The 13,018-nt window shown below is 64.5% G+C and carries 7 protein-coding genes; 6 read left to right on the forward strand and 1 reads right to left on the reverse strand.

Going from position 1 to position 13,018, the window contains the following annotated elements:
- Positions 1-5 precede the first annotated feature (5 nt).
- Complete coding sequence (locus tag ACZZ97_RS06140) at positions 6-2,417, forward strand: alpha/beta fold hydrolase (RefSeq protein ID WP_463472590.1); 2,412 nt, start codon at positions 6-8, stop codon at positions 2,415-2,417.
- Entirely contained in the window at positions 2,414-3,235 is an 822-nt protein-coding gene (locus ACZZ97_RS06145; RefSeq protein ID WP_463472591.1) for an SDR family NAD(P)-dependent oxidoreductase, read from the forward strand. Before ACZZ97_RS06140 ends, ACZZ97_RS06145 begins: the two co-directional genes overlap by 4 nt.
- A 283-nt stretch (positions 3,236-3,518) precedes the next feature.
- Here the strand turns inward: ACZZ97_RS06145 and ACZZ97_RS06150 are convergent, their stop codons facing one another.
- Positions 3,519-5,057, reverse strand: coding sequence for a sialate O-acetylesterase (locus ACZZ97_RS06150; protein ID WP_463472592.1), 1,539 nt, complete (start codon positions 5,055-5,057; stop codon positions 3,519-3,521).
- 74 nt (positions 5,058-5,131) lie between these two features.
- On the opposite strand from ACZZ97_RS06150, the gene ACZZ97_RS06155 reads away from it, so the two are divergent.
- The 4 genes from ACZZ97_RS06155 to ACZZ97_RS06170 all read left to right on the forward strand — a co-directional run bounded on the left by ACZZ97_RS06155 (position 5,132) and on the right by ACZZ97_RS06170 (position 12,768).
- On the forward strand, positions 5,132-5,938 hold the full coding sequence (locus ACZZ97_RS06155) for a GDSL-type esterase/lipase family protein (RefSeq protein ID WP_463472593.1): 807 nt from the start codon (positions 5,132-5,134) through the stop codon (positions 5,936-5,938).
- Positions 5,939-6,202: 264 nt separating this feature from the next.
- Positions 6,203-8,725 (forward strand): family 78 glycoside hydrolase catalytic domain, encoded by a 2,523-nt coding sequence (locus ACZZ97_RS06160; RefSeq protein ID WP_463472594.1) that lies wholly within the window; start codon positions 6,203-6,205, stop codon positions 8,723-8,725.
- 97 nt (positions 8,726-8,822) lie between these two features.
- The gene (locus ACZZ97_RS06165; RefSeq protein ID WP_463472595.1) at positions 8,823-10,103 is read left to right on the forward strand and encodes an MFS transporter; all 1,281 of its coding nucleotides are present in this window, start codon (positions 8,823-8,825) and stop codon (positions 10,101-10,103) included.
- A 178-nt stretch (positions 10,104-10,281) separates the two neighbouring features.
- Entirely contained in the window at positions 10,282-12,768 is a 2,487-nt protein-coding gene (locus ACZZ97_RS06170; protein WP_463472596.1) for a glycoside hydrolase family 2 TIM barrel-domain containing protein, read from the forward strand.
- Positions 12,769-13,018: the final 250 nt, after the last annotated feature.

Below are 13,018 nucleotides of genomic sequence, written 5' to 3' on the forward strand. Positions count from 1 at the left end.
CCGTCATGATCGAGCACTACGACGTGTTGATTGTCGGTGGCGGCCTAAGTGGCGTCGGGGCTGCCAGTCACCTGCAGCGGGACAGACCGGGAACGAGCCTGTTGATCCTCGAGTCGCGAGGATCGATCGGCGGGACTTGGGACCTGTTCCGCTATCCAGGCGTCCGATCCGATTCGGACATGTTCACGCTCGGTTACTCATTTCGCCCCTGGACGGACGGTGCGGCCATCGCAGACGGTGAGTCCATACGCGCGTACATCCGCGACACGGTCCGGGACGAGGATCTCGGACCTCGGATTCGTACCAACCACCGAGTCATCGCGGCCGAATGGTCATCGAGCGAGGCTGTCTGGACCGTGAAGGTGCTGCTGACCGGAGAAGGTGACTACGTAGCGGAGTCGGCGGGCGCCGCCGAGAGCAACCGAACCGTGACCTTTACCTGCTCATTCCTTTTCGTATGCTCCGGCTACTACCGGTACGACCAGGGCTATTCGCCTGTCATTGATGGCCTCGAAGATTTTGCGGGCACCGTGGTTCACCCTCAGCATTGGCCAACTGATCTTGATTACGTCGACAAACGAGTCGTCGTCATCGGCAGCGGAGCGACCGCTGTGACTCTCGTGCCGTCCATGGCTGCGGCCGCGAAGCACGTCACCATGCTCCAGCGCTCTCCGACCTACATGGCGCCGGTTCCGAGAGGCGATCGCCTTGCGGACGGACTCCGAGGGCGGCTTCCCGTCCGCGCGGCGTACAGCATCGTCCGGGTCAAGAACATCGCATACTCGATGGCGACGTACCACCTCAGCCGTCGGTGGCCGGAACTCATGAAGTCCATTCTGCGCAAGGCCGCCGTCGCCAACCTGCCCGCAGGCTTCGCCGTCGACACTCATCTAGGGCCGAATTACCAGCCGTGGGATCAGCGTCTTTGCGCAATCCCCGACGGTGACCTGTACGCAGCGATCACCAGCGGCGCCGCCGACATCGTGACGGATAGCATCGACCGAGTCACTGAGAACGGCCTCCAGCTTGCGTCCGGCGCCCATCTGGATGCCGATGTCATCGTCACCGCGACCGGGCTGAATCTACTTATCTTCGGAGGCGTCGAGCTCACAGTGGACGAGCGTCCCATCGATGTCAGTAAGACACTTGCCTACAAGGGCATGATGCTGGAGGGAGTGCCGAACTTCGCCTTCACGATCGGCTACACGAACGCGTCGTGGACTCTCAAAGCGGATTTGGTCGCTCGCTATGTCGGCCGGATCCTGCGGCGCATGGATCGCCGCAACGAGGTCACGGTCATTCCTCGGGCGCCGTCCGCTGTCCGCGAGGGGCTGGTCGGTCCGCTTCTCGACCTACAGGCCGGCTACATCCAGAGGAGCATCGACCTAGCGCCCAAGCAGGGAAGGCGCCCTCCGTGGCGGCTCCGACAAAACTATCTTCGGGACTTTCTTCTGCTTCGGGTGGGCAAGCTGGGCGACGACGTTCGCTTCGGCCGCCGGGACGGCACCGATGCGACGTCTCGCGTGCATGCCATTCGGGACGCCGACGCTCTTTCGGGCGTCTCCTACCTGTACGCGGGCGGACTTCGTCTACGACATCGGGTAAGTGGAGAGGGTCGCCCACTTGTACTTCTGCACGGGATCGGACAAAGTCTGGAGGATTGGAACGAGCAGCACGACCGGCTCTCGTCCAGTCATCGTGTCGTCAGCCTCGACCTTCCCGGCTTTGCGTACTCTGAGCGACCCGGGTCCCCTGTCACGTTGGAGGAGCTGGCGGGCGTTCTGCCGGCCTTCCTCGACGCCCTCGGCATCAGGGGCGCCGTGGACGTAGTCGGCAATTCGCTCGGAGGTGCCGTGGCGATGTTCTTCGCCGCGACGAACCCGAGCAGGGTATCGTCGCTGGTCCTCGTCGACAGCGCCGGATTCGGCAAAGAGGTGGCGATGGCCCTGCGCCTCCTGGCGGTCAGGCCCCTCGGCTCGCTTCTCGTCAGGCCTTCAGCCGGCAGTTCCGACCGTATGCTTCGATCCATTTTCCACGATCAGACACTTGTGACGCCCGAGCGCATCTCGCGCGCCCTCTCCCTGGCGCAACGCCCCACGCACGCGGCTACCGTTCTGGACGTAGCTCAAGACCTGGGTACCATCTTCGGCGTGCGACGCGCGTGGCGTGAACCGCTTCTGCGCACGATCGCTCAGCTCGACTTCCCCCTACTCGTCGTGTGGGGCAACGAGGATCGAGTGCTTCCCTCGCGGCAGCTACGAGCAGCTATCGCTTCTCTCCCCCGTGCGAAGACACACGTCTTCGCCGAGACGGGACACATGCCGCAGATCGAGCGCCCGGACGAGTTCGCGTCACTCGTCAGGACCTTCTTGAGAGAGAACGCAGCTACCACCCGTCATGAAGGAGCGACCGCATGAGACGCTATGTATTTGCTGGAGGCAAGGCAATCCTCACGGGCGCAGCCAGTGGGATCGGCGAAGCACTTGCGCGACATCTTGGTTCTCGGGGGAGCAACCTCGTCCTGGTCGACCGGGATGCAGATGGACTGACGCGCGTTGCTCGCGATCTGAGGTCCAAGCATCCAGGAATCTCCGTGACCACGGTCATCGCTGATCTGTCGGATCGGGAAGGCACGGACCGGACCGGCGCAGAATTGGCGTCCCATCACCCGGACACGACTCTGTTGATCAATTGCGCAGGAGTGGCCCTCGGCGGCACATTCGATCAGGTGAGCCTTCCGGACTTCCGTTGGCTGTTCGACATCAACTTTCACTCCGCTGTGACCCTCACTCATCACATCTTGCCGGCGCTTCAACGGAATCGGGGCTCGCATTTGGTCAATGTGTCAAGCGTCTACGGGCTGGTCGCGCCCCCGGGCCAAGCTGCCTACGCTTCCAGTAAGTTCGCGCTGCGCGGCTTCACCGAATCACTTCGGGCCGAAGCAGAAGCATGGGACATGGGAGTGTCCTGCATCCACCCTGGGGGGATCAAGACCGCGATCGCGTCGAACGCTCGGGTCGGTGGCCAACTGTCGGCGGCTGAAGCCAAGAAGAGCGTCGACAACATCAACCGCTCGCTCACGATCTCACCGTCGGACGCAGCGGAGGTCATTCTTCGCGGTATCGAACGGCGAAAGCCACGGGTGCTCATCGGCGTCAGCGCCCGCCTCCCCGACGTGATGGCCCGTATTGCGCCGGCGAACTACATGAAGTTGCTCCGCCACTTCGTGAATTGACCGTTCAGGCATCGCGCGCCGACATGTCCACTACGTGGAGGATCTTTCCGCGGGGTGCAAGCGAATCCCGGTTCTTCTCGAGCTCACTCGTGATCGGAGGGGTTGCTCACCTCGCTCCGTCCGACTTGTTCGGTCGATCGCCTGCTCCCACCAGAGTCGCATCCTCGCTGTCCCAGCGCGGACGCCACCCTGACCGGGCCCAGCTGTCAGCCTGACTGGACGACAAGAAGCAGTAGTTCTTCATCCTGCACCCAGCAAGCGCGTGGAGGCGCGGGCCGACTCTTCACCGGAGTTCGAAACGGAACGGTGTCACGGGATTGCCCACGCCGTTCACCAGGGGCACGTCGTAGTAGCCGGTCCAGGCAAAACTCACGACGGACCCTGGCGGGAACGATCCGGACACGGCGAGCCGGTCACCCTCGACGCGAACGCCGGTGAAGGAGATGCTCCGGCCCGACGGTGAGCGTACATCGAGGGGAACAGCTCCTCGCCCTAGCCGTAGCCCGTCCGCCTCGGCGAACCGCATCTCCATGCCGTCACGTGTACGCCGGCTAGACAGGAACCGCGGAGGGCTGCCGTGAACGCTCTGACCGTAGACATGGTCGCGGGCGAGGAGCGCGAGACGTTCACCGATCGACTCCTTCCGCTTCGGGTGGATGTCCCACCGCAGGCCGGCATCGGATGAGCTCGCCATCCATGTAGCTGGCACCGTGTCTGCCACGATCTGCTGCTGGCGTCGGAGCTCCGGGAAGGCCTCGCCCGTCGCGCCCAACCATTCGCCGAACGGTGCAAGTTGTGCGAAGAGGAAAGGGATCTCTTCTCGCCAGAGGTCTCGCCAGCACCTGATCATCGAGCCGAAGACATCCGCGTAGATCTCGGGGTGGGGCGCATCGGATTCGCCCTGGTACCAGATCACTCCGCGCGTTGTATACGGAGCGATGCGCCTCAGCATGACCTCGTACAGGCCTGCAGGGCGCCACGGGTGGAGGGGGCCGACGGTGAACTCTGTGAGTCGCCGGCCCGCGAGTGCGACTAGTGCTTTCTGAGCCAGGCGGGGCAGCCCTGGGGCAAGGAGCAGGGTCAACACCGACAAGCGCAGCGGGTCGGTCACGGCGTTGGCCGGATCGGCTCGGTACTCAGCTGAATCCTGGTCGACATCTAGGCCCTCGAGGACCGTGCGGTGCTCCTCGAGCCAGATATGTCCTTCGCCCGCGTCGAGGCATTGCTCACTCATCCACGCGCACGCGGGAGTGCCGCCCCAGTTGCATCCCACGACCCCGACCGGGACGCCGAGGGACGCCTGCACCTGTGCGGCGAAGTAGTAGCCCACTGCTGAGAAGTACGGGAGGTCCTCGGGAGTGCTGGTGCGCCAGAACCCGAAGCGCGAGTAGTCGTACTCCTCCAGCTGGCCCTCATACGAGGTCCTGGGGGAGTCGAAGTAGCGGATGTCGGAGTGGGCGGGCCGGTTCAGCACATCACGCCGATCGGCATCGAAGGCGAGGAAGTACTCCATGTTCGATTGCCCCCCTGCGATCCAGACCTCACCGATCGCCACATCGATGAACTCGATGCGCGTGAGCTCGTCGGCGAGGATGAGGCGGAGGTCACGGTCTGCCTCGTGTGGTGGCAGCGAGGTTGACCACGTCCCGTCCGAGGCGACAGTCGTCAGCACGGACTCGTCACCCGCCAATCGGATCTCCACCGTGCTGCCCGGTCGCCCGGTCCCCCAGATCGCGATCTCCTTCTGCCGTTGGAGCACCATGTGGTCTCCGAACGGCATGCCTGCCTCCAATAAGGCCTTCTGCAGGTTGTCTCCGTCCATTGGCTCTCCTTCGGCTCTGCGCTTCGAGCAAAACGCCGCGTTCGGCTCTCCGACATTCTGTTTCAACAATCGGGATGCTATACGAGAGAATGAAATCACTTGACGGGTTTGCCGAGACTCGTTCGGCGGGCGCGCGTCGCGGCTCGCTCGACACCGAAGGAGTTGCACATGGCCCGAATGATCGACTGCCCGTTCTCGCTGCTTTCCCGGCGGAGCCGACGCGGGACGCCGCGGCCAACGGGGGAGATGTGCTGAACTCCGATCGCGTCTTCGAGCTAATCGTCCCCCTCGTGCGTGGGACGGCACGGCGTCGGCGGCAGGCGCGCCGAGAATCCTTCTCGACAGAGACGATTCCTCCCTGCGCGAACGTGTTCCTGGGTGACAGCCTCACAGAGCTCGCGCCTCTCGATGAGCTCTTCCCTGGTCTTCCGATCGTGAACCGCGGGATCGGCTGGGATACAAGCGCAGATGTCCTCGAGCGCGTGGACGAGGCAGTGGACGATCCCGCGGTCGTCTCGGTGTTGATCGGCACCAACGACCTTCACACGAGTCGGAGCCTGAAAGACCCGCGCGGCATCGTCATCCGCGTCGAGGCCATCGTCGACCGCCTCCGTGACGTGGCACCCAGCACCCGTGTCCTGGTCAACGGTCTTCTTCCCCGCACCGCTCTTTACGCCACTCGCCTACTGGCGCTCAACGCGCAGTACTGCGACATTGCCGAGAGAACTGGGAGCACGTACGTCGACGCATGGCCCGCCCTGGCGAACTCGGACGGAGCGCTGCGCAAGGAGTTCACGACTGACAACCTCCACCTGACGCCCGCCGGGTACGCCGCGTGGGGTGGCGTCCTCAGGCCCCTACTGACAGCGGCCATGGAGTGAATGCGGACTGACCTCGGGCTGGATCCCATCCGCCCAGCGAGGTGACGCCTCGTGACTTAGGCGAAGTCCCGTTGTAGGGCGAGTGCGGACGGCCGCCTTCAGGCGGGCGGCAGTCGCTCGCTGCTGCCACTCCTCGTCGCCGGAGCTTTCGCTGGCACAATTCCACTCATGCGTATAGCATCCCGACTATTGGGATCGGGGGGCTTTGCCCCTCGGCTCGGGATGTATCGCACGGCACACCCCCAGACAAGGAGAACCGGAACCATGACGGAAATGACGAAGGCGTCGAGGATCGACCGCCCGTCCTTCATCAGCGCCGGCGAACCGTCGACATCCGATGCGCCGGCGGTGTACTTCCGGAAGGAGTTCGTGGTCGAGCCGGGACTTCTCGGTGCCACGCTCAAGATCACGGCCCTTGGCATCGTCGTACCTTCGATCAACGGGGTTCGGATAGGCGATGAGGTCCTGGCTCCCGGTTGGACGTCATACGCGAACCGGCTCCTGGTCAGCCGCCATGACATCACCGGATCCGTGCACGAGGGCCCCAACGCGTTGGGTGCGGTCGTCGGAGAGGGCTGGGCAGCTGGCCCACTCACGTGGGAGTTGAAGCGCGGGATCTGGTCTGACCGCCCGGCGCTCTGGGTGAGTCTCGAACTGGCCTACGCAGACCGCACCGTGGTGGTCGGCTCCGACAACTCGTTCCGCATCGGAAGCGGAGCGGTTCGCGCGAACGGTATCTACGCGGGTGAGGACCACGACGCCCGTCTCGAGCCAGACGGCTGGAACTCGCCCGGTTTCGACGACACTGAATGGAAGTTTGCGCAGTCGTTCGATTGGGACCTCGCAACGCTCGAAGAGGACGTGCCGCCACCCATCCGCCGCATCGAGGAGCTTGCGCCGGCAGCGATCACCACCAGTCCGACCGGTGCGACCATCGTCGACTTCGGACAGGTCCTCTCGGGATGGGTCCGTCTGACGGTGTCCGGCGAATCGGGAACGACGGTGACGCTCCGCCACGCTGAGCTGCTCACGCCTGAGGGTGAGCTGGAATTCGAGACGCTCCGACTCGCGGCGGCGACCGACAGATACACCCTGCGAGGTGGTGCAGAGGAATCCTGGCAGCCCGAGTTCACATTCCACGGCTTCCGATACGTCCAGGTCGACGGCTGGCCGGGGACGTTATCGGAGGATGCGCTGCGGGCAGTCGTCATCCACAGCGACATGGAGCGCACCGGTTGGTTCGAGACTTCGGATCCCCTCGTGACCAAGCTCCACGAGAACACCGTCTGGTCGATGCGTGGCAACTTCATCGGCGTCCCGACCGACTGCCCGCAGCGCGACGAACGGCTGGGATGGACAGGCGACATCAACGCGTTCGCTCCCACCGCCACATACCTCTACGACGTCCGCGGCGTCCTCGGTTCGTGGTTGAAGGACCTCGCAATCGAACAGGAGCATGCCGGAACCGTCCCCTGGATCGTTCCGACCGTCTTAGCCGCACCGTCCTCGGCGACGGCTCTGTGGAGCGACGTCGCCGTGAGCCTCCCTTGGGCCCTCTTCCAGGAGTACGGCGACCTGGACATCCTGCGAACGAGCTACCTGTCCATGACGGCGTTCATCGACGAGGTAGAAGGCGCACTCGATGACAAGGGGCTCTGGGGTTCCGGCTTCCAGTTCGGCGACTGGCTCGACCCCGACGCGCCGTCCAACAACCCCTCTGACGGTAAGACCGACCGCTACCTGGTCGCATCGGCGTACCTCGTCAAGACGACCCGGGAGATGGCGTCCACTGCGGGCTTGCTCGGTGAGCTGGAGGACGAGCAGCGGTTCCAGGCCCTGCAGGAGCGGGTCACGAGGGCGTTCTGCCGAGAGTTCGTCGCCGAGTCGGGCCGTCTCGTCAATGAGACCGCAACTGCTTATGCTCTGGCTATAACCTTCGGCATATTGGATCGCGAGCAAACGCGCCGAGCGGGAGATCGTCTCGCGGAGATCGTCGCGAAGTCTGGATTCCGTATCGCGACCGGATTCGCCGGCACCCCTCTCCTGACCGATGCTCTGACTCTCACTGACCATCTCGACGAGGCCTACCTGCTGCTCCGACAGACCGAGTCCCCCTCGTTCCTTTACCCCATCACGATGGGGGCCACCACGATCTGGGAACGATGGGATGCCGTCCTACCGGATGGGTCGCTGAACTCGACAGGAATGACGTCGCTCAATCACTACGCCCTAGGCGCCGTCGCGGACTGGTTGCACCGCGTCGTCGGCGGCCTCCAACGGACCGAACCCGGTTGGCGGCACTTCAGAGTCGCCCCCCAGCCTGGTGGCGAGTTGACCTGGGCGAGGACGGCGCACGAGACCCCGCACGGGCGCGCGCAGATCGAGTGGAGGGTCGAGGGCGGCGAAGTCTCGGTCGACTTGACGGTTCCGGCCGGGACCCAGGCAACGGTCCAGCTCCCACTACACCCCGAAGGTCTGACCGAGGAGGTCGGCCCCGGGACACACACGTGGAGGTACTTGGACACGAGCGGCTACGGCGAACGCTTCGTGCTCTCCATGGACACTCCTCTAGGACGTATCAAGAAGGACAACCCGGACGTCTGGCAGGCGATCCTCGAGGTCATCACGAATCACTACCCAGGGATCCCGGTCGAGGCGGCGGGCCCGCAGATCGACGGCCTCTCGATCGCGCAGACCATGAAAGTCCTGCCTGGTGGCCTTCCCGGCGTAGAAGAGGCGCTCAAGGCCGTGCTCGACGCAGGCAATAGCGCAGCCCACGCAGGTTGACTCCCCGCGCCACTCGACTTTGCCCTCTGCCTGACAACGGAGGCACCACCTCACATCGCACGCTTGCCGGATCCCCGGTCGCTTCAAAGGAGAAGACATGAACCAAAAGACGCCTCGGAGTGTGCCGGGCCCGTGGCGAGTCGGTGTGATCGCGGGGATGGCGTCTTATATCGATGCCGCGGCCATCGTGGGCTTCAGCACCGCAATGGTGATCTACCAGGACGCTCTCGGCCTCACTCCTGAGCAAGTCGGGCTCGCGTCCGGCGCCCTAACTCTCGGCATCGCTGTCGGCGCCGTCATCGGCGGGCGACTCGGTGATCGGTTCGGACGCCGTCCTGTGTTCACCGCCACCATGATCGCGATCGTCATCGGAGCGGTCGCCCTCGTCCTCGCCGACTCATTCTCATTGGTGGTCGTCGGGGCAATTCTCCTCGGTGTCGCAACTGGGGCTGACCTCCCCGTGTCCCTGTCGACGATCTCGGAAGCCGCCGACGATTCCAACCGTGGGAAGATTCTCAGCTTCTCCAACCTGCTATGGCTCGTCGGGTCCGTCGCCTCCGCTGCGATCGGCGTGGGGGTCGGAGGATTGGGTCGCCTCGGCGGTCAGGTGCTCTTCACCCACATCGCCGTGGTGGCCACTGTCGTGATGATCGCGCGGATCGGCGTGCCAGAGTCGGAGACCTGGAAGGCCGCTCGAGAAGAACGTCGAACCGGCAAGTCCACCGTCCGGGCGACGCGTTCTGGAGTGCGCGAGCTTCTCCGGCAGCCATACCTGGCGCCGTTCCTCGGCCTCGTCGTCTTCTACGGCTTCACGAACCTTGCCGCGAACACCGGCGGTCAGTTCGGCACCTACCTCCTCGTCAACTTCGCAGGTGCCGACATCCCGACCGCGACTCTGGTCGGTCTTCCCGTCCTGCCACTAGCCGTCATCGGCATCATCTGGTTCATGAAGATCGCAGACTCACCCAAGAGGTTCACGTACTTCACGGTCGGGGCGGTCCTCTGGATCGTCGGCCTGATGATCCCGGTCGTCTTCGGCTATTCTCTCCTCACCTCACTCATCGCTGGAATCGTTATCGTCGGCGGATCCGTTTTCGCGTTCGAGGCCATTATGAAGATCTGGACGCAAGAGCAGTTCCCGACACTGCTGCGCACGACTGCGCAGGGTGCGATCATCTCGGTCGCACGACTACTCGCCGCGATCCTCGCTGCGGTCACCCCCTCGATCGCCAACGCGGGGGGACCGTCGCTCCTCTACGGTCTGCTGGCTCTCTTCGCCGCGATCGGTGTGATCACGGCTTATGCGGTTTTCAAGACCCGCGACAGGCACAGCGAGTTCAACACCGAGGCCGCCCCGAAGGCTCTGCAACGGACATGATGCGCACGAACGCTTGCTGGCTACGCCGCGGCACTCGTTGACTGTCAGCGCCGGCATCGCGTCACGACCCATATCGGTGGCAGTCCATAGACAGGTCTACGACGAAGGAGTGGAGCATGAGGAGCACGGAACAGGACGCGACTCGACAGGTCGCGGATCTACCGAGCGGGGTCACCGGGTGGGAGAGGACGTCGTGACCCCAAACCCCTTCCACGCACGTGCTGCCGTCGAGTACGACCTCACGCCGAATGGTGAGGACCTCAACCGATACGCCTGGCATCCGTTCGTCGATGGATGGACCGTCGCGAAGGCCGGAGTCGCGCCGATCGCCGTCGAGGTTCCCCACGATGCGATGATCTCGGAGGCCCGCCAGCCGGACGCTCCCAGCGGCTACAACGGGGCGTACTTCCCGGGCGGGCTATATGTCTACCGCAAGCGGTGGACCATGAGCGGCGTCGAGCCCGATGAGCGCATAGTCCTGCGCTTTGAGGGCATTTCGCGGGTGTCCACCGTCACCGTCAACGGCATCCGACTCGGTGGCTCCTCGAACGCCTACCGCGAGCTCGAGATCGACATCACCGACGTTCTGCGACTCGGTGACGAGAACGAGATCGAGGTCGTAGCCGACACGAGGGAGCAGCCCAGCGGCCGCTGGTACCTCGGCTCCGGTCTGCACCGGCCGATCTCGCTTCAAGCGCGCAACCCCATCTCGCTCGGGACGCACGGAGTGCGGATACAGACCACTAGCATTGGCAGCCCGGCGACGGTCGAGGTTGATATCGCTTTCGCCAATGTCGAGCGCGAGGGAGTCCGCATCGACGTGGTGATCACCGACACCGAGGGCGAGGGCGAGGTTGCACACGCGCACACCACGACCGACGGCACCTCGTCCAGACTCACGCTCGCAGTGCCCCGACCGAGGCTGTGGTCGGCCGAAAAACCCCATCTCTACCACTGCCGAGTCACGCTGCGCACGGGCGACCGCATCGTCGACGCGCAAGAACACCGGATCGGGCTCCGGATCATCAGCGTGGACGCTCACCACGGGCTTCGCGTCAACGACATCCCGGTCCTCCTGCGTGGGGCGAACATCCACCACGACAACGGGATCATCGGCTCTGTCGCCCTTCCCGCCGCCGAGATCCGCCGCGCAACGCTCCTCAAGCAGAACGGCTTCAACGCTATCCGCAGCGCCCACAATCCGCTGTCGCGCGCGATGATCGACGCCTGCGACGAGGTTGGCCTCTACGTCATCGACGAGACGACCGACGTCTGGTGGAACCCGAAGACGGCCTTCGATGACTCGAGCCGGTTCATGGACGACTGGCACGCGGATCTCGAGGCGCTGGTCCTCCGCGACCGTAACCGGGCGAGCGTCATCATGATCTCCATCAGCAACGAGAACAGCGAGACGACCTCGCGCGCCGGGATAGAACTTGCCCGCACCATGCGGAACCTCGTCCACGCGTTGGACGGAACGCGGCCCGTCACAGCTGGTGTCAACTTGACCATCAACGCGCTCGGCAAGAGGGGCGCCGAACCACCCGTCAAGGGCGGGGATGTACCGAGCCCGATGAGTAGCACCGCGTTCAACGTCTTCATGCACTTCGCCGGACCTGTGATGAAAGCAGTCGCCGTGACTCCCGCCGCCGACCACGCCACGCGCGGGATCTTCGACGTCCTGGACGTCGCGGGATACAACTACGGCGCCAATCGGTGGCGGAGGGACGCGAAGGCGCACCCCGCCCGCATCGTCCTCGGAACGGAGGAGAAGCCGGGAGACATCGCGGCGGTGTGGGCCCTCGTCGAGACCCTGCCCAACGTCATAGGCGACTTCGTCTGGGCTGGATGGGACTACATGGGTGAGACGGGCATCGGCCACTGGACGTACGGGACCCGGTTCTCCTGGCTCATGAAGGCGTACCCGCATCTCACCAGCGGGTCCGGCTCGCTCGACATCACCGGTGTGCCCGGAGCAGTAGCGCTGCTCTCTCAAGCAGCGTGGGGCACCGAACAGAGGCCCCAGATTGCGGTTCGCCCTCTCGATATCTCCGGGAAGAGCGTCGCGAAGGCAGCCTGGCGCGCAAGCGACGCGATCACCAGCTGGTCCTGGCAGGGCCGCGACGGTGAACGGGCCCACGTCGAGGTCTACTCCTGCTCAGAGGAGGTCGACTTGTTGCTGAACGGTGAGAAGATCGGCACGCGCAAAGCGGGTGCTGAACACGGGTTCATGGCACGCTTCCAGATCCCCTACCGCCCCGGAGAGCTAGTTGCGATAGGGCGAACCCCCGGCGTTCGTCCCCTCGAAGGCCAACTGCGATCCGCGCAAGGCCCGCTCCGGCTCGTGCTTAGCGTTGATCGCACCGCATTCACCGCAGACGGCGGTGACCTCGCATACGTGAACATCGAGATCGCGGACGCGGACGGCATCGTGGAATCGCTCGCCGACGATCTCGTCACCGTCTCGATCGACGGTCCCGCGACGCTCGCCGGATTCGGGAGCGGCGCGCCGGCGACAGAGGAGTCCTTCGCTGACGATCGCCATCGGACGTACTACGGCCGCGCTCTGGCCGTCCTCCGCGCGACGCGGGACCCCGGGTTCGTCACCCTGACGGCGACCTCTCGACGCCACGGCAGCGCATCGACCGAGATCCGCTTCTTCTGACGGGCGATCTCGATGGTGTCGTGCAGTACCTATCACGGTACGGACCCGTCCCAGGAGTAGCTGCGCGCCCGTGAAGCCGCAACTACACGTGAGTCATCGCCGGTATCGGCCGCGGAAGCGAGATCCGCCACCGGAGGGATCAACCTGACCCGTGCGAGCCCCGGATCAACGATCATGGGCCTAGGACCGCACATTCGGACCCTGCCGACACGGTCGTGCTGTGACCGCCCCGGGCCTGGAGGAGTTCGAG

It is taken from the genome of Frigoribacterium sp. AC512 (assembly GCF_979258295.1).

Bases quoted from the DNA above. Each gene is read 5' to 3' on its own strand.
- ACZZ97_RS06160 (WP_463472594.1), top strand. From the start codon at position 6,203: ATGACGGAAATGACGAAGGCGTCGAGGATCGACCGCCCGTCCTTCATC.
- ACZZ97_RS06140 (WP_463472590.1), top strand. From the start codon at position 6: ATGATCGAGCACTACGACGTGTTGATTGTCGGTGGCGGCCTAAGTGGC.
- ACZZ97_RS06145 (WP_463472591.1), top strand. From the start codon at position 2,414: ATGAGACGCTATGTATTTGCTGGAGGCAAGGCAATCCTCACGGGCGCA.
- ACZZ97_RS06165 (WP_463472595.1), top strand. From the start codon at position 8,823: ATGAACCAAAAGACGCCTCGGAGTGTGCCGGGCCCGTGGCGAGTCGGT.
- ACZZ97_RS06150 (WP_463472592.1), bottom strand. From the start codon at position 5,057: ATGGACGGAGACAACCTGCAGAAGGCCTTATTGGAGGCAGGCATGCCG.
- ACZZ97_RS06155 (WP_463472593.1), top strand. From the start codon at position 5,132: ATGCTATACGAGAGAATGAAATCACTTGACGGGTTTGCCGAGACTCGT.